The 19,421-nt window shown below is 62.8% G+C and carries 21 protein-coding genes; 4 read left to right on the forward strand and 17 right to left on the reverse strand.

The window, feature by feature from the left end; genetic code table 11:
• Positions 1 to 32: 32 nt before the first annotated feature.
• Positions 33 to 293: a hypothetical protein gene (locus QFZ42_RS20250; RefSeq protein WP_307702684.1), complete on the reverse strand. Its 261-nt coding sequence runs from the start codon at positions 291 to 293 to the stop codon at positions 33 to 35.
• Positions 294 to 305: 12 nt separating this feature from the next.
• Here QFZ42_RS20250 and QFZ42_RS20255 point away from each other — a divergent pair, with 12 nt between their 5' ends.
• On the forward strand, positions 306 to 581 hold the full coding sequence (locus QFZ42_RS20255) for a hypothetical protein (protein ID WP_307702685.1): 276 nt from the start codon (positions 306 to 308) through the stop codon (positions 579 to 581).
• 979 nt (positions 582 to 1,560) lie between these two features.
• Here the strand turns inward: QFZ42_RS20255 and QFZ42_RS20260 are convergent.
• The 14 genes from QFZ42_RS20260 to QFZ42_RS20325 form a co-directional block, all read right to left on the reverse strand.
• Entirely contained in the window at positions 1,561 to 1,815 is a 255-nt protein-coding gene (locus QFZ42_RS20260; protein ID WP_307702686.1) for a hypothetical protein, read from the reverse strand.
• 82 nt (positions 1,816 to 1,897) lie between these two features.
• Positions 1,898 to 2,233, reverse strand: a complete 336-nt coding sequence (locus QFZ42_RS20265; protein WP_307702687.1) for a hypothetical protein — start codon at positions 2,231 to 2,233, stop codon at positions 1,898 to 1,900.
• A 449-nt stretch (positions 2,234 to 2,682) separates the two neighbouring features.
• On the reverse strand, positions 2,683 to 3,501 hold the full coding sequence (locus tag QFZ42_RS20270) for an AAA family ATPase (RefSeq protein WP_307702688.1): 819 nt from the start codon (positions 3,499 to 3,501) through the stop codon (positions 2,683 to 2,685).
• Positions 3,502 to 3,621: 120 nt separating this feature from the next.
• Positions 3,622 to 3,933 (reverse strand): hypothetical protein, encoded by a 312-nt coding sequence (locus QFZ42_RS20275; RefSeq protein WP_307702689.1) that lies wholly within the window; start codon positions 3,931 to 3,933, stop codon positions 3,622 to 3,624.
• A gap of 337 nt (positions 3,934 to 4,270) precedes the next feature.
• Positions 4,271 to 5,542, reverse strand: a complete 1,272-nt coding sequence (locus QFZ42_RS20280; RefSeq protein WP_307702690.1) for an acyl-CoA thioesterase/bile acid-CoA:amino acid N-acyltransferase family protein — start codon at positions 5,540 to 5,542, stop codon at positions 4,271 to 4,273.
• A gap of 109 nt (positions 5,543 to 5,651) precedes the next feature.
• Positions 5,652 to 6,476, reverse strand: a complete 825-nt coding sequence (locus QFZ42_RS20285; protein WP_307702691.1) for an SDR family NAD(P)-dependent oxidoreductase — start codon at positions 6,474 to 6,476, stop codon at positions 5,652 to 5,654.
• A gap of 26 nt (positions 6,477 to 6,502) precedes the next feature.
• Entirely contained in the window at positions 6,503 to 7,489 is a 987-nt protein-coding gene (gene acuI / locus QFZ42_RS20290; protein WP_307702692.1) for an acrylyl-CoA reductase (NADPH), read from the reverse strand.
• Positions 7,490 to 7,543: 54 nt separating this feature from the next.
• Positions 7,544 to 8,356, reverse strand: a complete 813-nt coding sequence (locus QFZ42_RS20295) for an oxidoreductase (RefSeq protein ID WP_307702693.1) — start codon at positions 8,354 to 8,356, stop codon at positions 7,544 to 7,546.
• An 85-nt stretch (positions 8,357 to 8,441) separates the two neighbouring features.
• Complete coding sequence (locus QFZ42_RS20300; RefSeq protein WP_307702694.1) at positions 8,442 to 9,041, reverse strand: TetR/AcrR family transcriptional regulator; 600 nt, start codon at positions 9,039 to 9,041, stop codon at positions 8,442 to 8,444.
• 164 nt (positions 9,042 to 9,205) lie between these two features.
• Entirely contained in the window at positions 9,206 to 10,531 is a 1,326-nt protein-coding gene (locus QFZ42_RS20305; protein WP_307702695.1) for an NAD(P)/FAD-dependent oxidoreductase, read from the reverse strand.
• Positions 10,532 to 10,551: 20 nt separating this feature from the next.
• Positions 10,552 to 11,271 carry a cupin domain-containing protein gene (locus QFZ42_RS20310; RefSeq protein ID WP_307702696.1) on the reverse strand — a complete coding sequence of 240 codons (720 nt, stop codon included), beginning with the start codon at positions 11,269 to 11,271 and terminating at the stop codon, positions 10,552 to 10,554.
• Positions 11,268 to 12,782, reverse strand: a complete 1,515-nt coding sequence (locus QFZ42_RS20315) for an aldehyde dehydrogenase family protein (RefSeq protein WP_307702697.1) — start codon at positions 12,780 to 12,782, stop codon at positions 11,268 to 11,270. Before QFZ42_RS20315 ends, QFZ42_RS20310 begins: the two co-directional genes overlap by 4 nt.
• Before the next feature lie 463 nt (positions 12,783 to 13,245).
• Positions 13,246 to 13,848, reverse strand: a complete 603-nt coding sequence (locus QFZ42_RS20320) for an NADPH-dependent F420 reductase (RefSeq protein ID WP_373423356.1) — start codon at positions 13,846 to 13,848, stop codon at positions 13,246 to 13,248.
• Positions 13,849 to 13,865: 17 nt separating this feature from the next.
• On the reverse strand, positions 13,866 to 14,600 hold the full coding sequence (locus QFZ42_RS20325) for an SDR family NAD(P)-dependent oxidoreductase (protein ID WP_307702698.1): 735 nt from the start codon (positions 14,598 to 14,600) through the stop codon (positions 13,866 to 13,868).
• Between the two features lie 109 nt (positions 14,601 to 14,709).
• Here QFZ42_RS20325 and QFZ42_RS20330 point away from each other — a divergent pair, with 109 nt between their 5' ends.
• Positions 14,710 to 15,075, forward strand: coding sequence for a winged helix-turn-helix transcriptional regulator (locus QFZ42_RS20330; RefSeq protein ID WP_307702699.1), 366 nt, complete (start codon positions 14,710 to 14,712; stop codon positions 15,073 to 15,075).
• A 265-nt stretch (positions 15,076 to 15,340) separates the two neighbouring features.
• Here the strand turns inward: QFZ42_RS20330 and QFZ42_RS20335 are convergent, their stop codons facing one another.
• Positions 15,341 to 15,718 (reverse strand): tautomerase family protein, encoded by a 378-nt coding sequence (locus tag QFZ42_RS20335; RefSeq protein WP_307702700.1) that lies wholly within the window; start codon positions 15,716 to 15,718, stop codon positions 15,341 to 15,343.
• An 83-nt stretch (positions 15,719 to 15,801) separates the two neighbouring features.
• Between QFZ42_RS20335 and QFZ42_RS20340 the strand changes: the two genes are divergently transcribed.
• The gene (locus QFZ42_RS20340) at positions 15,802 to 16,659 is read left to right on the forward strand and encodes a LysR family transcriptional regulator (RefSeq protein WP_307702701.1); all 858 of its coding nucleotides are present in this window, start codon (positions 15,802 to 15,804) and stop codon (positions 16,657 to 16,659) included.
• Positions 16,660 to 16,907: 248 nt separating this feature from the next.
• On the opposite strand, the gene glmS is transcribed toward QFZ42_RS20340, so the two are convergent.
• Positions 16,908 to 18,788, reverse strand: a complete 1,881-nt coding sequence (gene glmS, locus QFZ42_RS20345; RefSeq protein WP_307702702.1) for a glutamine--fructose-6-phosphate transaminase (isomerizing) — start codon at positions 18,786 to 18,788, stop codon at positions 16,908 to 16,910.
• Positions 18,789 to 18,926: 138 nt separating this feature from the next.
• Between glmS and QFZ42_RS20350 the strand changes: the two genes are divergently transcribed.
• Positions 18,927 to 19,409, forward strand: coding sequence for an Lrp/AsnC family transcriptional regulator (locus QFZ42_RS20350; protein WP_307702703.1), 483 nt, complete (start codon positions 18,927 to 18,929; stop codon positions 19,407 to 19,409).
• Positions 19,410 to 19,421: the final 12 nt, after the last annotated feature.

Here is a 19,421-nt window from a genome sequence, read left to right on the forward strand (position 1 = left end):
AGGCGCCGCCGAATGGCCCAACGTTGATTCGGCTACTCGCGATGGATCGAACGGAAGCCGCAGTCCAGTTTGACCTGTCGAATCACGTGTCCGAGATACTGGCTGGTGTGGTTCGGGCAAACTCTGAACTTGGAAGCCGCCTTGAAGTTGAGGCGATTGAGGTCGTCCCCGACGACTATCCAGGAAAGGGCCAGGCCGAGCACGTCGCCTATCAAATCGCAATGGCCGTGGGTCGGGGCGAGGTATAGCGGCAGTCGGCCAGGAGCGGAATTTGCGCGGCGCCACTTTTTCATGAGGCCCCAATCATGTTGGCAGTAAAAGTTTCAGGCTATGACTCGCTGCAATCCCTCATCGATTGGGCTGGCAGTTACATGGTTGACCTTGGCTATGTCTCCCATGAAGGGGCTGGCTTCGCTTTGGTTTCTCCCGACGAAGACGCCTCAGTGAACTCGTTGGAAGACTTCGTTTGGTTCCGAGGGGTCGTCGCGAGCTCGCTGCCTCCTGGATTGCGGAGCATGACCGTACACATGGACCCAGTCGACCCGGAAAGCGAAAAAGGACTGCGGAAACTTGCGGACTGAGTGACCGCTTCGGGCAATCTGGAATGCCTCTTCTGGGCCCGGAGCGGTCTTTTGGACGGCTCCAAAGCGGCCATTGATCTGCGCAACAAGCGGCATTCAACACCCGCTGTTCCGCGCAACTACATGAGGTAAATCGCCGGGCTTTTGCTCATGCCGAGGAGATCCAGGCTGGTCTGTGAGAGAGTCCCCGCAAAGGCTTAGGAAGCCCCAGTGCAGCGGACGCTGACCATGACTGCTCCGGGCAAGGCTGTTCGCGAAGCAAATTCATCCCTCGGGTTGTTCTGTTTAAAGGGCATGACTGGCCCTAATGGGTAGATTCGAACGTAGCTCGGGAGATGAGAGGTCAAGTAAGCACCCACGGTATGGCTTCGCACCCGCGCTGAACTCTCCTCCCGGTCCGAAGAGCCGACCGCGGCAAATCCGACGGCGTCCACCACCACGCTGCCCGCAGCAAGCTCCGAGCAACGGCGTTGCTCCAAGAAGACAGAAATGGCCTCGACTGCTTTGGCGTTCTCGCCTTCAACGGGTCCAAGAGGTGACGGCAAAAAAAGTACTACGTCTTTGGTCGCGGCTCGTGAATCTGCTCGAGCGCAAATGCTGAATCCGAGGCTGGCGCCCAGCATAAGAAGCACTGTGAGTCGTCGTTCCATAACTTCCTCGAATCGCTAGTCACTTTTCTCGATCATGGGCCTGCCAAGATGAGTGCCGATGTCGGCTTCTCGCGATGAGGTCTGGTCATTTACTTTTTGCGCAGCCGACCTCGCTTGAAGCGCAGGAACATGCCACCAGCGAGAACGGCCAGCATGCCTGCCAAGACTAGTTGTCCAATGAATGCGGCGAGAGCTGCCCCTGAGATTAGGCCCAATCCAACGGCACCGTGGACGAGGTGCATTGCTGCATCGAACTTTGCTCCAGGATAGAACTTAGCCATTTGGGTTCGGTTGTGGGCGGTGGAACGTCTAATGGTGGCCTGGGCGACCTAGTCCATGAGCTTGCCGTCTTGCCAGTACTCATACAAAGCACCGGGGGTGTTGACGCAAAAGATTAGCGTGGACGGCGCCTCCAGTTCGATGAGGATTTCGGTATCTACAGCTCCGCCGATAGAGACGACCTCGCATTCCGAACCAGGCGGAAGGTGAAACTCTTTTGCCCACGGTTCCACGATGATCGATAGAGCAGTGGCGAACGAGTTTTTCAGTTTTACGGAACTTCTGTTTGTCATTTTGATGTTCACCAACTGCGCCTTCGTACGTCTGGTTCTGGCCGAGTTCTGTCGTGCAGGCGCGGGTTTCAGCGAGCTTGAGGGCGGGCGCATGCTAAGGGTTTGGATGGGCCCAGAATTTCCACCACGGGCGTTGTTCCGCGCAGATTTCTGTACAGCTCTCGGCCGCGTATTTGCGAGCCGAGAATATCGGCTCGACTGCCGCGTCGGGCTCAGTGGCAAGTATGAAAGGGTCTTCGCCATAGCCTCGGTACGCAGCGAAAAGCTCATCGGACTTCATTCCCGGCCGATAGCTTGAGAGGAGGAATTCATCAACGATGGCCTCTGCTGCAGCCACGGCCGCTTGGTGAGATTCGAAAACGCCCGCCGGGTGTCGCTTCGATTCCTCCATGAAGACATAGTTGTCGTCGACAAAGACTTTGTAGGGCATACACAGTCATGCGATTCGGCGCCGCGCTGTTGTTACAACCAAGATGCTAGCCGAATGTCAGGTTCTGGCCGACTGTAGCCGCACAGCTTTTGGTGCAAGGGTTCAAGAAAGATGTTGGACTGATCATCAATCGCCTCGGCGGAGCGACACTTGTCCGCCGATGCTCTCAAGGGAATGACACATCCCACTCGAATGGCTGTCATCAGCAAGGAACACCTCAAAGATTTTCCGCGCGGCAATCTTCTTCACCACTTTCTTTGCCTCTGTGCGGGACATGGGAGTGCTCAGTTGTAGTGACCGCATGAACAGTCCTTCCACGTAGCTTCCCATGCCGGGAAACCATGCTGTGGATTCGTCCCACCCAGTGACTCGCAGCGTGCATGAACTTGAAAGTACCCGCTTGGAAGTAGCCATTAGAAGGTCTGGTTGTGGCCGCATTCTGCCTTTGCTTACTCGCCTGCGGCCAGGCTGCGCAACCGCTCCAGGATTAAGTCGGCGGCCTCGCTCGCGCTGACGAGTGCCGAACCAATGACCAGGCGGTTTGTGGTCCAGACCTCGTATTCATGGCGAAGGACCGCCTCCCAGGTCGGCAGAGTGTGCTCCGGGATGTCAGCTTTGCGGCTCTCCACACGCCTGCGGTGTTCGGCTGGGTCAGAGCACACGATTTCAACCTCGAGCAAGTCCGAGGATGTGCTGGTTGCCACAGCCCGCCACGCTTCGCGGGTGATCGATAGCGGATTGACGCAGTCGGCAACTACTGTCATGCCAAGCGCGAGATTGGACCTCGCAAGCTCGTAGGCAACGATGTAGCCTGCTGAGCCAATCTCCTCGAGAACGCTCAGCTTCATGAGCGCTTGCTCAATGGTGTCGATGCGCAGATAGGCGGAGGGCGAACGAACAACGAGTTCGCGCGCTATGGCAGTTTTGCCGGTGCCCGGTAGCCCGCCGAGAACAATCAGCATCGGGTTCTCCGTGATGGGGTCGATTGAACCTGAGTGGCGATGACGGAGGTCCCCAGTTGGCCGAATAAAGACTTCAAGGCCCCGCCCGGATTTCCTCGGGAGGCCATCATCGGGCGGTCGCTGCTTGGGCTTTGGTGATGGAAGCTGCTCGTCGCTCTCCGAATTCAGCGCCGCGGACAGCTCAGCAGCGGGAAGTCGTTTCATCAGGGCCTCTACCTCTCGCGAGTACCCGCGATCGTTCGGCTCAGTGCCACGCTGCGCCTTTCTCTTGTACTGCTGCGCGAAAGCCGCCAATTCAGCGCTCATGCGGTTGGTACGTCGGGACATCAGCTGAATTTTAGAGAGCGTTGATCTCAAGGACTGCGGTCTGAACATTACGCGTCAACGCCTTTCCGCTTCTGGCCGCATCAAGCAATAGCCTGCAGCCTAACGAAGGCGGCGGCCCCCTGGGTTCTTCGCATCCTCGTCGCGCCTGGTCGGATAGAACGGCTTCTTCTCATCGAGTTCGTAAAACAGCAGCCCGTGGATTCCCATGGCTTGGGTCTTGACCACTCGGCGCTCCCAGAGCGCCTCGAACGCACTATTGAGAGCTGTGTCGTCGGCCCGGCGCCTATAAACCTCATCGATGAACGCGACGTCCTGGCCATCAGGAAAGATGAGCGCGAACTCCTCGTCGGTGGCCGCAAAGATGTCATACACGCAGTTCACTGCGCCATCGATGACCTGAATGTTCTTCATGTAAAACTCGGAATGAATTCGACATCGTCGATCGGCTCTCGGCCGTTTGCGCGATCAGGGAGCGAATCCATTGATGCTCCAGAACGCTCGCAGAGCTACCGCCTCCACAAACCACCACTGGCCGAGGAGAAGGCCTATCGCTACCCCCGTGATGGGTATGGCCTTCAGTCTGGTTTGTCTAAGCAGCCGCGCCGCGAACAGTACGCTGAGCATCATCAGGCCGGCCAGAGATGCGTAATACCATTTGCTTCCAGCAAGGCTCTCTCGCGCAAATGCGGTGAGTCCAGAAGTAAGGGCAAACGCCGCCCACGGCCCAACGCTCCGCAAGTTCATGGACCTAGTCGTCAACGAGGCCGTTGCGCAGGAAAGCGAGCATTCTTGGCCATGAGTCCTGTCGTGCACGTGCCGCCCCTTCAGCAGTCCCTCCCATGTCCATCTCTTCGCCAGACACTGGATGCTTCGACTTGAGCATGGTTGTCGGACCGTTTGGCCAAGCGATGCTGTGTCCCGCCCCGGCGTACGCAAGGTGCTCCACGCGATGGTGAAAGCCTTGTTGTTTGAAGCGCTGCACGGCGAATTCTGTCAGTTCGGTCGACGGCCAAAGCTTGTCGTCGATGCCGGTGATCATGAGGACGGGCCCGTTGATTTTTTCTACTCGGATGGAAGTCTTATCCGCGTATGCGGCATCCCTCAACGGAATGAAATACCAGTCGAAGCTGCCCTTTCGTGCGGCGCCAACGGCCAGCGCCTTGTCCCACTGCTCATGGGTAAGCGTTCGGGCATAGGGAATCTCTTCGCCGTTCTGTGTCCATGCGCTGTATCCGCTTTCGGGGTACGCTGGCCACAGGATGCCGCTGGGAACGTAGGCGACCACCGCCCGGATTTCAGGGTAGGTCGCACCTAGAAGCAACGCAAGTTCTCCGCCTCGCGAGACACCCACGACTCCGATGTTGTTCGCGGCGACGCTCGTCTGAGCCGACAGCCACTCCAGTGCTGTGCCAAAGTATTCAAGCGGGATGCGATCGAGGGTTGGCGGCAAGCCTTCTGCGGCGAAATACGCCAATGCGAGCGCTGCATACCCGCGGGACGCCAGCAATGCAGCCATCTCCTGAGACCAAGCCAGTCCACCATTGGAACCGCCAACTACAAGCACGGCCCGGTGCGGTCCGGGTTGGGCGGGCTCGTACATCTTGCCGAAAAGCCCACGCACTCGCACCTCCCGCGACACGACGCCAGGTCCGACATAGACGCGCCGAATGGGATGGGAGATACGCGATGCGCCGTCTTCCCGCTCCGCAACCAGTGTCGAGGTCAGAGGGTCATTGCTCATGCCCGGGAAGCCCCTGGCAATGTCTCGATCCACCGGCGCCCGAGACCAGAAGAGCCCCATCGCATCCGCTCCTTCGTATGCCCCCGAAATCGGCGCATGGCTGCTGAGGTCCACAACTCCGTTGGAGTCAGCCTTGAAGGTGGCACTCGACAAGAGAACAACATCATTGAAGCCGCTCCAGAGCTTCAAGGTAATTACCGCCCCGGGCTGAAGATCCAAAACGCGAATTGCAAGAGTCTCATCAACGAGACAGGTCTGGGGCAATGTGTCGAACTTCATCTGCCGAGGAGAAGAAATGTCGGGTCTTGAGCATATACCGGCGTGCCCATCGATCAGGCCGCCGGCAGCGGTCTCCCACCGCCAAGGCGGAATTTCCTCGTCGCTTCTCTCAGGTCTCTCTTCGAGTCGGCAGTGCCAACCGCGGCTTGCCCAGCACCTGAGTCGCCACCCGCGACGCGAACCGCCGCGTCAAGAAACGCACGCCGAAGCACGACAGCTTGTTGAACAGGCCGGGCACGACCGTGCGCTTGCCGCGCAGCATCGCGCGGACCGTGGCCTGCGCCACGAACTCCGCGCTCTTCGTCGATGCGTTCGCGATCCACGAGTAGTCGCCTCCGCCGGACGCGGCGTGGAAGGCGGTTTCGGTACCACCGGGGCAGATGCAGGTCACCGACAGCGAGGTGCCGCGGTGCTCGTCATGAAGACCCTCGCTGAAGTTGCGCACGAACGCCTTCGACGCGGCGTACAGCGCCATGTTCGGCACTGACTGGTAGGCGCCAGTCGACGCGATGTTCACCATGTGCGCAGGTGCGGTGCTTGTCTTGCGTGCGTCGACGAAGCACCGCGCGAGCGCGACGAGCGAGGTCATGTTGAGCTGGACGAGCTCCGCGTCGCGCGCCCAGTCGACCTCGTCGAACCGGCGAAAGTAGCCGAACCCGGCGTTATTGATCAGGATGTCGATGGGGCCGCTGGCGGTCGCGGCGTCCCACAGCGCGCGCGCGGCATCGGCCTTGCCGAGGTCCGCGGTGACGATCTCGACGTTTACGCCCTTGCAGGTCGCGGCGACCGCCTCGAGTGCGTCGCGTCGCCGTGCCGTCAGCACGAGATCGACGCCGAGCGCCGCGAGCTCACGCGCGATGGCTGCGCCGATGCCGCTGGATGCGCCGGTCACCAATGCGCGCTTGCCGGTGTGGACGGCCGTATGTGTATTCAAATCGCTCTCCCTTTATTCCTGCGCACTCATGCGTTGACGTCGACAACGGTACGGCCTTGGACTTTTCCCGCGAGCATTCGCTCAATGACAGCGGGCACCTCGGCAAGACCCACCACATGTGTCGTTCGCGCGAGCTTGTTCAAATCCAAATCCCGCGCCAACCGTGACCAAGCCTCGATGCGCACCTGTTGGGGTGCATTGACCGAATCGATGCCGGCCAGCGTCACATTGCGCAAGATGAAAGGCAGCACCGAGGCCGGAAGGTTCATGCCCTGGGCCAGGCCGCAGGCGGTGACCACGCCTCGATATTGGGTCTGTGCCAGCACGTTGGCGAGCGTGTGGCTGCCGACCGAGTCGACAGCGCCGGCCCACCTCTCGCTCGCTATGGGTGCTCCCGGCTCCGAAAGCGTCTGGCGATCGATGATGTCGGCTGCTCTCAGGTGGCGCAGATAGTCGCTTTCCTCCAGTCGCCCTGTGGAGGCAACGACCCGATAACCAAGACCGGACAGGAGGGCGATGGCGATGGAACCAACGCCGCCATTGGCGCCCGTCACGAGAACGTCGCCATGTTGAGGCGTGAGCCCGCCGTGCTCGAGCGCCAGCACGGACAGCATCGCCGTGTACCCGGCCGTTCCGATGGCCATCGCGTCTTTGGTGGACAAGGCCGCCGGGAGCTTGAGCAGCCACTCGCCTTTCACGCGCGCCTGCTGCGCATAACCCCCGTGATGGGTTTGGCTCAGGCCCCAGCCATTGGCGACGACGCGGTCGCCAGCAGCGATGCCGGGGTAGGAAGAAGTCTTGACGGTGCCGGCGAAGTCGATGCCGGGAATCAACGGAAACTGGCGAATGACCTCGGCGCGGCCGGTGATGGCCATCGCGTCCTTGTAGTTCACGGTGGAGTAATCGATGTCGACCACGACGTCCCCGGGCATGAGGTCTGGTTCACTCATCGAGACCACGCTGGTGGTGATCTTGTCACCTGTCTTGCTGGCGAGCAGTGCTTGGAATGTCATCGTCTTCTTTCAGATGGAGTGTTGCTGAGAGGGGGGAGTGAAACGACTGGCCGCCTATGCGTCGAGCCGGAGGTCTTTGCGCACGCCGGCGTCCAGCATGCTGGCGGGCGCGAACCTGCGCAGCAGGCGCAGGCGGCTGGCCATGCCGGGGGCGTAGTGGGTCTTGGGCTGCGCGGCCATGGCTGCCTTCAGCACGATGTCGGCCACCACCTCAGGTCCTTCTGCGCCCGCGATTCCCTCCTTGAGCCGCTGCTCCATGCCCGCGCGAATTTCGCGGTACATGTCCAGAGGTGTGTCGGGCTGCATCGAATTCGCTTCGAACGGCGTGTTGATATAGGGAGGCTCCACCACCGAGACGCGAATGCCCTGCGTGCGCAGTTCATGGTCCAGCGATTCCGAATAGCCCGCAACCGCGTGCTTGGTGGCGGAGTACAGCGCCATATACGGTGAGGGCAGGAACCCCACCACCGAGCCGATGTTGATGATGCGGCCGCTCTCCTGCCGACGCATATGAGGTACGACGGAGCGGATCATCCGCACCATGCCGAAGAAGTTGGTGTCGAAGATGGCCTGGGCCTGCGCAATCGAACTCTCTTCCGCGCCGGCTGGAGCGACCCCGAAGCCGGCGTTGTTGACCAGCAGGTCGATGCGGCCTTCCGACTGGATCAGTTGCTGGACCACAGCCTCGACCGACGCGTCCTGGGTCACATCGAGCGGCAGCATCTCGAACGCGCGCTGGCCCGCCTGGCCGCCGCGCCGGCTGGTGCCGTAGACCTTGTACCCAGCCTTTGGCAGCTGCTGCGCAATGGCTTCGCCTATGCCCGAGGAGGCCCCTGTCACGAGGGCCACTTTGCTCTTGGTGTTCATTCCTGTTTTTCCTTCAGTGCTTTCTGTTTCGCATGATGATCGTCATATTTCAGAGCGAGCGAAATGTCGATGGGATTCGACGGCGTCAAGCGATGGGCAGGTGCTTCAAGGCAGCCTCGCGCAGGCTGTCGGACAGCGCAGGCTCGTCGACGACGCGGGCCAGCAGCAAGGTGCCGACCATGGTGGCGACGGTCACGAGCGCGCGTTCGTGGACACCGGCCTGCCCCCAATCTGCCGACTGTCGGGCCACAAGATCGACCATTTCCTTGATGTACCGCGTGGTCACTCGCCGGACTTCGGGCGTTTGGCGCACGGTTTCCGAGCCCAGCGCTGCCAGGGGGCAACCCTGCTCTATCTGCGCCAGGTTTTCTCGCGAGAGATAGGCGTGGAGCATGTAGGTCAAGGCCTGTTCCGGGGGCACGCTGGCCGCCGCCTCTGCCGCTATGGCCGCCGACTCCGCACAGGCCCGCCCCGCTGCTTCCGCCAGCATGGCCTCGCGCGAGGCGAAGTGGGCATAGAAGGCACCATGGGTCAGGCCGGCCTCCTTCATGATGTCGGCGACTCCTGTTCCGTCGTAACCGCTGCGACGGATCGCCCGCGCCGCAGCCGAGACGATGCGCTCGTGTGAGGCTTCCTTGGCCGCTGTTCTGACGCTGTGCTTCTCTTTTCGCATGACGTGCATCATACACTCTTCAGAAGATGCGTGCGGCCGTTCAAACCGGCGTCGATCGAGATCCTGTGTGGCCCCAGGGGCGTGACGCCTTCACGCACACGCGCCCGTGTCGGTTCGAAGGTCAGCGGAAGGTCGGCGTCGGCGGCATGGAGTCCGAGGCCACCGGCGTGGCCTGGCTAGAAATCAGCGACCTTGCCCCATGCCGAGTTGCTGAAGCGCCCCGGCCGGTACGGTGCCGGATCCACGATCGGTTCGGCGCCGCTGACAAGATCGGCGATCAGGTGGCCGGCGCCCGGACCGATGCCGAAGCCGTGTCCGGAAAAGCCCGCGGCCAGGATGAAGCCCGGCAGACCCGGCACTTCGCCGATGCCGGGCACACCGTCGGGCGTGCTGTCGATATAGCCCGCCCAGGCGTGCGTGATCTTGGCATCGCGAAGTTGGGGCAGCAGTTCGACGGCGCGGCGGTGGGTCTCCTTGATGCTCACGGGATCGGGCTTCGGATCGAGAATGCGCACGCGTTCCATGGGCGTTGGCGCATCGAGCCGCCAGCGCGCCAGCGTTTCATGGCCACTCCGAATGGCTTCCAGGCCCCCCGGACGAAGATTGCGCCAGCGCTTGGCGAACATGGGCACGAACTGCGGAGCGAAGCGCAGGAACTGTCCTGTCGGATCGACGCGCGCGCGGCCGCTGATGGCCAGTGCGTAGCGTCCATCGTTGCGGCGAGTGGCGGACACGCCCGCGCTCACCACGGCAGGCGGCAAGCGGTGTTCCACAGGAGACACGCTCAGGATGGACTGGCGGATCGAGGCCTGCGGAAAACGGATGCCAAGCTGCCGGCAGAACGAGGACGCCCAGGCGCCACCGGCCATCACGGCCGTCCGGGTCTTGATGACCCCGGCTTCCGTGATCACGCCGCTGACCCGCCCGCCTTCGGTCTCGATGCCGCGGGCGGCGCAATTCTGATGGACGCTGCCCCCAAGCTTGATGAGCGCAGCGGCCACGGCCGGCGCGGCCTTGCCAGGATCGGCGGTGCCATCGCTGGGCGAGAAGACGCCGCCCTTCCAGGCGCGGCCGGTCGCCTGTCCGCGCTCGGCGGCTTCTCGGCTGCTCAGCATGTGAGTCGTCACGCCGGCTGTCTTCGCAAAATCGCGCCAGCTGGCCCAACGGGAAATTTCTGCCTCGTCATTGCTGAGATACAACAGCCCGCAGCGATGAAAGCCCGTGTCCTCACCACTCTCGGCGGCGAATTGCTCCCACAGGTCGAGGCTCTTGCTCGCCAGCGGCAGTTCGCGGGCGTCGCGGTTCTGCTGCCGGCACCAGCCCCAGTTGCGGCTCGATTGCTCGGCGCCGATCCTGCCCTTTTCCACCAATGCGACCGAGACGCCGCGCTGGGCCAGGTAGTAGGCAGTAAAGACGCCGATGATGCCGCCGCCGATCACGACGACGTCGGCCGAAGCCGGGAGCGTGGGCGAGGTTTGGACGTGGTGCAGCGGAGGCGACATGATGAATCTCGCTCGCCCGTTCAGGCCGGGACGGTTTGGCACACGTAGAACTTCGCCACGCGATCGCTGCTTTCCCACCCGATGGGTGCGCCCTCGGGCACGAAGAGCGCGTCGCCGGTGCCCACCGACAGCACGCTGCCATCAGGGGCTGCGAAGCGCACGCTGCCCGCCACGAGATGCATGAACTCGTTCATGCGATGCCGGCGAACAACCCGGTGGTAGGGGGTCGAGTCCCAAGCGCCCGCAAGGTACTGCGCGGCGTCATCGGTGAAGACCTTGTCGCTGCGGCACTCCGGCACGGGGCCCAGCAGCACTTCGGCGGGCAGCGTGCCGGTGGGCATGAAATTGGCGTCGGCGTGCAGGGGGAAGAGGCCGCGCTTCGTCGGCTTGTCGCAAGCGGCCGCGCAGAACACGAAGCGCACGCGCGAGCTGGCCTGGATATGAAGCGAGGTGCCGCATCCGATGACGGCACCCGCCTGCGGGCCGACCACCAGCGGGGTCGCCCCGGCCGCTGTCAGGGTCAGCTCTCCCTCGACGACCACGATGGTTTCGATGTGGGGATAGCTTGCGACTTCGAGCTCTCCGATGAAGCTGGTCCGGCCCGCGCTCATTGCGCCCGGCCCTTCCCACGCGATCTCGCGATGCCGCGCAAAAGGATCGTCCTTGCCGAATGGCGCCCTGCGGAAGGAAGTTGAAACGGGTGCGCCGTCGGCGCGATGCAGCACGAGGGCCACGGTCATGATTGTTCCTGCGCATTGCGCGATGATTGAACTGCCGAATCGGGCATCGAGGCCTCGTGAAAGCCAAGAATCGTCTTGGTTTCCAGGTACTCCTCAAGACCTTCGATGCCATATTCGCGGCCATTGCCCGAGCGCTTGTAGCCACCGAACGGCGCGTTGGGATTCCAGGCGGGGTAGTTGATGTGCACCTGCCCGGAGCGGATGCGCGCCGCAACGGCGCGAGCGGTGCCAAGGTCCGTGCCTTGCACATGGGCGCCCAGGCCGTAGACGGTGTCGTTGGCGATCTCCACCGCCTCGTCCACGCTGTCGTAGGGAATGATCGCGAGCACCGGCCCGAAGATTTCTTCCTGCGCGATCTGCATCCGAGAATGCACCGCGGTGAAGATGGTCGGTCGGCAATAGAAGCCGCGGCTCAAGGCTTCCGGCCGCCCGGGGCCGCCACAAAGCAGCCGCGCGCCTTCGGCGATGCCGATGCCGATCATTTCCTGCACCCTATTGAACTGCGCGCGATTCGCCACCGGGCCGTGCGTGGTCTGCTGCGACCGCGGATCGCCGACGACGATGCTGGATGCCGCTTCGAGCGCGAGCTGTTCGACCTCCTGAAGGCGAGCGCGGGGCACGATCATCCGAGTCGGCGCGCTGCACGATTGGCCGACGTTGCGGAAAGCCGCTGCCACGCCGCCCGGTACGGCACGTGCGAGGTCCGCGTCCGGCAGGATCACGTTGGGCGATTTCCCGCCGAGCTCCTGGGCCACGCGCTTCACCGTCGTGGCCGCCGCCTGGGCCACCAGGACGCCGGCCCGGGTCGATCCGGTGAACGAGATCATGTCCACGTCCGGATGCTCCGCCAAGGCAGCGCCGACCTCCGGCCCGCTGCCATTCACCAGGTTGAACACACCTGGAGGAACGCCGGCGTCGTGCATCACTTCGGCGAAGAGCAAGGCGCTCAGGGGCGACAGCTCGCTGGGCTTCAGGATGACCGTGCAGCCCGCAGCCAGCGCGGCGCCGACCTTGGCCGTGATCTGGTAGAGCGGCCAGTTCCACGGCGTGATCAGCCCGCACACGCCGATGGCCTCGCGCACGATGGCCATGTCGCCCCGATGGGTGACGAACGCATAGCTGCGCGCGTTATCTCGGGCCACGCGGATGTGCTCCGCCGCGGATGGCACCTGCGTGCGGCGCGCAAAGTCGATGGCAGCGCCCATCTCCAGCGAGATCGCCTGAGCGAAGAGTTCGGCGCGCTCGAGGATCAGCGCGTGGATGCGATCGAGAAGCAAAGCCCGGCTCTGAGCGGAACTCACGGACCAGGCGGCGAATGCGCGCCGCGCCGCGACCACGGCTGTTGCGACATCGCTTGCACTGCCCAGTGCGATCTCCGCGACAGGCTCCTCGGTCGACGGGTCGACGACGGCGCTGCGGGCTTGCGCTTGGGGCATGACCCACTCGCCGTCGACAAATATGCGATGCAGGCGGCCAGCGCGCCCGAGGTGCTCGACGATCGAGGAGCTCATGGCGTCGACCCTTCGGAAACCACGTCAGGGTTGTTCATTGCCACCCATGAAAGCGTGGCAAAACGGATGCGTGGCAATGCGGCGGGGTGCGTCATGATGGGCTGAGGTCGGGCCTTTGGATGTCCAAAAGTTTAGGCCGCGTGCCCTTCTCGCTGGTGCTGCAATGAGGGTCTTGCACAAAGCAGGCTGCGGTTGTGCGCGTTGCTAAAAGCAGATCATGCGGTCGTGCATATGTCAGGGGCTTTCGCAGCGGACGGGTTGAAGACGCCCGCAGCAGCAGCCTCACGTGTGCAGTTCAGCGCTGGCGCGCGAGCAAGCCTTGGCGGTAGGCCATACCTGCAGAGCCCGAGCTCTCGTTGCACAACCGTTACCTCGCGACTTCTATCGCCAGGGAGCTACAGAGTCAAACTGTGGTTGCCCTTTGTCCACGAGGCAGGATCGCATCGAAATTCGCGATCACGATTCATCCCTCGAACTTGACCAAGTCCTTGAAGATCAGTTGGCCCCAGCTATTTCCGCGCGCCTGCACAAGCAGTCCACCATCCGAAAGCCCGCCAAGTTTGACCGGCGAGAAACCGAGATTTTCCGCAAGCGCACCGATCTCAACTGCGGCGCCATCGTCGTCGCTCGCGAGGAACACGACTCTTCTGCCACCATGTACGTTCGGATCCTGGTCAAGGACCGCAGCGATCAAATGGTTGAATCCCTTGACCAGTCGTGCACCGGTGAAGGCCTGCGCGACAACCTGGGAAGAAGGTTGTCCTCCCAGTTCCTCTGGCGACACGCCGTAGGCATTGGTCACATCGATGATGGTCTTTCCCTTCCAGGTCGACAGCGCCTTCGCGACGTCCGGGTGCGACTCGAAACGAACAGCCAAAAAGACGATGTCCGCCTTGACGGCTTCCACCAGTTTTTTTGGAAGGATCGTGGGTCCGATCGCGGCGGCGGCGGATGCAAAGCTTTCCGGGTCGCGTGTGGTCGCAACGGATACTTCGATGCCTTTGCGGGCAAACGCCTTGGCCAGAGCCTGGCCGAGCTTGCCGAAGCCGATAATTGCGTAGGTCATATCTCTGCTTCGGTTTGTCAGAGTTGCGCCAGTCCGCCGTCGACGGCGAGCTCGCTGGCCGTCATGAAGCTGCTGTCCGACGACGCGAGAAAGGCAGCCGCCGACCCAATCTCTGCCGGATCAGCCATGCGCTGAAGCGGAGTCATCGAGGCGTAAACCTTCTGGCCCTCCTCCCCTAGCGCTGCCTTCGCGAGCTCGGTCGCCGTCGCCCCCGGTGACAGCACGTTGACGCGGATGCCGGTGCCCTTCAGGTCCTCTGCCCAGGACCGCGCGAGATTGCGCACTGCCGCCTTGCTCGCGCTGTAGGCGCTCATTGCCGGAGCACCCGTGGTGCCGGCGCTCGATCCGGTCAGGATGATCGATGCGCCCTGGCCCATCAGCGGCAGCGCCTGCTGAACCGTGAAGATCGTCCCCTTCACATTGGTGTCGAAGGTTTCGTCGATGTGCTGGGCGGTGATCTTGCCGAGTGGAAGCGGGCTTCCCGCCCCGGCATTGGCGAAGACGATGTCGAGGGTTCCGCGCTCGGCCTTTACCGCCGCGTAGAGACGGTCCAGGTCGGACGGATCGGAGACCGAGCCCTTCACCGCACGGGCACTGGGCCCGAGGTCGGCCACAGCGGCGTCGAGCGCTTCCTGCCGGCGGCCGAAGATGAAGACGAAAGCGCCTTCCTCGATGAAGCGCTTTGCCGCGGCGAGGCCGATGCCGGTCGCGCCGCCGGTGATCACGGCGGTCTTTCCATTCAGTCTGGTCATGTCATGAATCCATGGTTGGGAGTTGTTCGGAGGCAGTGAACTGCTTGAGAACAAGTATGGAGTTCTGATAACCTAACGACAAGTATGCACTTTTAGGTAAGCACCAAGAATGACGACACCCTCCTCTGAAATCTGCGATACCGGCTGCGGGCTTAACGCCACGCTCCGCATCATCTCCGGGAGGTGGAAACCACTGGTCCTGTTTTTCCTGCGCGACGGCCCGAAGCGCTACGGTGAGCTCAAGCGCTTGGTCCAAGGCGTCAGCGACAAGGTGCTGATCCAGCAATTGAAGGATCTGGAGGCGAATCGCGTGCTGGCGCGGACCGATTACAAGGAAGTGCCACCGCGTGTGGACTATGCGCTGACCCCGCTCGGTCGCAGCCTCGCCGACGCGATCATCCCGCTGTGCACATGGGGAACCGAAAACGCGGCGGAAATGGCAAGCATCTTTGCCCACCGCGACACTTTGCCCTAGCGGGATGCTGAAGAACCGCCGAGTCGGACGACCTCCGCGTTCGCGGGAGCCGGCTTCTTCGCCCGAATGAATGAACCCGGGTTGGAGCTGCGAAAGCTGAACAGCACCGAGGGTTCCAAGTTCCGCGTTTTTTTCTTCTCGATGTCCAGTCGAGCTTCGACTACAAGTCCTTTGCCGGCCCAGCCGTCTGCTTGAGAGCGAGTGGAATGTGGGGAGCGGGCCGGGCCCGTTACAGACATCGCTCCCGCCCGAAAGCAGCCGTTCCTCAGGCAAATTGCGCCAACCCCTGCCCGACGGACCAGTTCTCTTTGGGCGCATCAGCAATGGTCACGAACACGTCCTCCGGGCGTATCCCTGGATTGTCGGCCAGCAACTGCGCGATGCGCTGGAACAGTGCCTTCTTCTGCTGAGCGGTGCGCGTGTTGAAAACCGTGATTTGGATGTAGAGGAGATCGTCGCTGCGCGCGACTCCAAAGGCCTCTCCATATCGGAAGTTGGCGGCGTCGTGCTCGGTGATCGTCATGAACTGATCGTCATGCGGCACGTTCAACGCGTCACGCAAGGCGCGATAGAGGCTGTCGAAGATCGCCTGCCGGTAAGCCTCTGGCTTTCCCGCGCGCATCGAGATGTGAATGATCGGCATCGCTACTCCGGGTCATGTTGGAACAACGGATGTTATGTATTTTGATTTGCTATTGATACTTATCTCAATAACAATCTTTCGTAATGATCTACCGCCCTCTGGATCTCGACGCTGTTCAGGCTTTCGTTCGCATCACCGAATTGGGCAGCTTCACGCGCGCTGCCGAAGTCATGCAGACCACGCAGGCAGGAATCAGCCAAAAACTGAAACGTCTTGAAGACAGGTTGGGCTGCCGGCTTCTGGAGCGAACACCCCGGCACGTGGAGCTGTCGGCGCGGGGTGCCGCGTTCCTTGGACATGCCCGAGAACTCCTGGCGGTCCACGATCGCGCGCTGGTGGCCTTTGCGAGCGCCCGTCAGCGTCTGACCATCGGCATCAGCGACCACGTGGCGGGACCGGAATTGCCCGCGCTGATCGCCCGTATGAACGCGCAAGACTCGCAGCTGCTGATCGATATCCGGATCGGCTCGTCGGGCGATCTGCTCCAGAGCTTCTACCGACGGGAACTCGATGCAGTCATCGTCCGGCTGCATGCCGGACGGACCGACGGGGAGGTTCTGACAGAGGAGCGCTTCGGTTGGTTCGCAGCGGCGGGCTGGCAGCACCGCGGGGGTGAGCCATTGCCGCTGGCCACGATGGCAGAGCCCTGCGGGGTGCGCGCGCTGGCGGGGCAGCTCCTGGATGCGGCTGGCATCCCGTGGACTGAGGTTTTTGTGGGGGGCGGCGTCGCAGCCGTTGCGGCGGCGGTGACGGCCGGACTGGGGGTCGCGGCGTTAGCGCCGCGCATGCTGCCCTTGGGCTGCGTCGACGTGGGCCCCAAACTAGGTCTACCCGACTTGCCACGCTTGCCTGTTCTGCTGCACTCCAGGGTCCGGGAGGGTCGACCGCGGGATGCCGTGGACGCACTTTCTGCGGCGTTTAGGAGCGTGGCGAGAAGCTAATCCATGCGCCAGTTTGAGCAAGGAAATGATCGAGGCGGGCCGAACGTCCGATTGCCTTCGTGCACTACAGTGGACTGGGCGAATGTCCGGTCATGGGCCGCGAGCCGCCATGACGACTGGGAGGGTAGACGGATTTTCAATCCAGCACGGTCATATGGCGACTATGAGTGTCTCGACCCTAGCGTTCGACGATTTCCGCACGAACTTCGGCAAATTCCGGAACCGTAAACAAGGGCCGCAGCCCCGCCTCACTCCACCGTCACGCTCTTCGCAAGATTGCGCGGCTTGTCCACATCGGTCCCGCGCGCACACGCCGTGTGGTACGCCAGCAATTGCAGCGGAACCACGTGCAGGATTGGTGACAGCGCACCGTAGTGCTCGGGCATGCGGATCACGTGCAGGCCCTCGCTGCCCTTGATCTTGGTGTCGCCGTCGGCCAGCACGTAGAGCACGCCGCCGCGCGCGCGCACTTCCTGCAGGTTGCTCTTGAGCTTTTCGAGCAGGGTGTCGTTCGGCGCCACGGCCACCACGGGCATCTCGCTGGTGACCAGCGCGAGCGGCCCGTGCTTGAGTTCGCCGGCGGCGTAGGCCTCGGCGTGGATGTATGTCACTTCCTTGAGCTTGAGTGCGCCTTCAAGCGCAATCGGATAGTGCAGCCCGCGGCCGAGGAACAGCGCGTTGTCCTTGCGCGCGAAGTCTTCGGCCCAGCCGATGATCTGCGGCTCGAGCGCGAGCACCGATTGCAGCGCCACGGGCAGGTGGCGCATCTCCTTCAGGTAGCGCGCCTCGTCGGCCTCGCTCAGGCGGCCCTTGCTCTGGGCGATGGCGAGCGTCAGCAGGAACAGCCCGGCCAGCTGCGTGGTGAAGGCCTTGGTCGATGCCACGCCAATTTCCACACCGGCGCGCGTGATGTAGGCGAGCTTGCATTCGCGCACCATCGCGCTGGTGGCCACGTTGCAGATGGTCAGCGTCTGTTCCATGCCGAGCAAGCGTGCATGCTTGAGCGCGGCCAGCGTGTCGGCGGTTTCGCCCGACTGGCTGATGGTGACGACGAGCGTCTTCGGGTCGGGCACCGAATCGCGATAACGGTATTCGCTTGCGATCTCGACCTGCGTCGATATCTTCGCGATGCCCTCGAGCCAGTACTTGGCGGTGCAGCCGCTGTAGTAGCTGGTGCCGCAGGCGAGGATGAGGATCTTGTCGATGTCCTTGAACACGCGGTGCGCGCTGGCGCCGGTGGCGCCGTCCTGCCCGATGCCGTCGAACAGCTCGGGCACGATGCCGGCCACGCCTTCGAGCGTGTCGCCAATGGCGCGCGGCTGCTCGAAAATTTCTTTCTGCATGTAGTGGCGGTAAGGGCCGAGCTCGGCCGCGCCGCTGTGCGCCTGCACGGTGCGCACCTGGCGCTGCGCTGGCTTGTGGCTGCGGTCGACGATCCAGTACTTGCCGGGCTGCACGTCGACCACGTCGCCTTCTTCGAGGTAGACGATCTGGTCGGTCACGCCGGCCAGCGCCATGGCATCGCTCGCAAGAAAGTTCTCGCCGCCCTCCTTGCCCACGCCGAGGATCAGCGGCGAGCCGGCGCGTGCGCCGACCACTCGCTGCGGCTCATCGCGAGAGATCACGGCAATGGCGTAGGCACCGTGCAACTGCAGCACGGCGGCCTTCACGGCTTCGAACAGGTCGCCGTTGTAGAGGCTGTCGACAAGGTGGGCGATGACCTCGGTGTCGGTCTGGCTCTCGAACACGTAGCCCTTGGCTTCGAGGGCCGCGCGCAAAGGCTCGTGGTTTTCGATGATGCCGTTGTGCACCAGCGCGATGCGCCCGGGCCGCGCGCCTTGCGCATCGGCGCCGGGGCCGTGGCTGAAGTGCGGGTGCGCGTTGTGCACCGCGGGCGCGCCGTGCGTGGCCCAACGGGTGTGGGCAATGCCGGTCAGACCTTCGACATGGTCTTCGCGCACCTGCGCGACAAGGTCCGCCACGCGGGACGTGGTGCGCGCACGGGTGAGGCCGCCCGCATGAACCGCGACACCGCAGGAGTCATACCCGCGGTATTCGAGCCGCTGCAGGCCTTGAACCAGGACTGGAACGATATTGCGATGGGATGCTGCGCCGACGATGCCACACATGGTGAGCTGCCTTTGGTGAAGAGGGAAGGCTGATGGTAGGCAGGCCCCGGGGAAATATGCATTCGAAATCTACGACATTACGATTTTTTATTTCACCGCACGGGGGATTTGGATTTTTATTCCATAATTCCCCCATATATGGAACCAATCTCCCTGGATGCAATAGATCTCCGCCTGCTCGATGCGCTCCAGCGCGATGCCTCGCAAACCAATCAGCGGCTGGCTGCCGACGCGGGAATTTCGCCACCCACCTGCCTGCGTCGCGTACAGCGCCTGCGGCAGGAGGGGCTCATCGAACGCCAGGTGGCGCTGCTCTCGCCCGACCGGCTGGCCACGGTGCTGGGCCACGGCTTGCAGGCGGTGGTCGAAATCTCGCTCGACCGGCAAGACGCGGCGGCGCTCGATGCCTTCGAAGCCCGCGTGATCGCCGACGACGCCGTGCAGCAATGCTGGCGCGTCTCGCCGGGCCCGGACTTCGTGCTGGTGGTGGCTGCGCGCGACATGCCGGGCTATGGCGCCCTCGCGCAGCGGCTTTTCAATGCCGACGCGAACGTGCGCAACGTCAAGGCCTTCTTCAGCCTGAAACGCGCCAAGTTCGAGCCCGGCGTGCCGCTGGGATGAAACCGCGAAGCG

This window comes from Variovorax paradoxus, assembly GCF_030815855.1.
Classification (GTDB): Bacteria; Pseudomonadota; Gammaproteobacteria; order Burkholderiales; family Burkholderiaceae_C; genus Variovorax; species Variovorax paradoxus_M.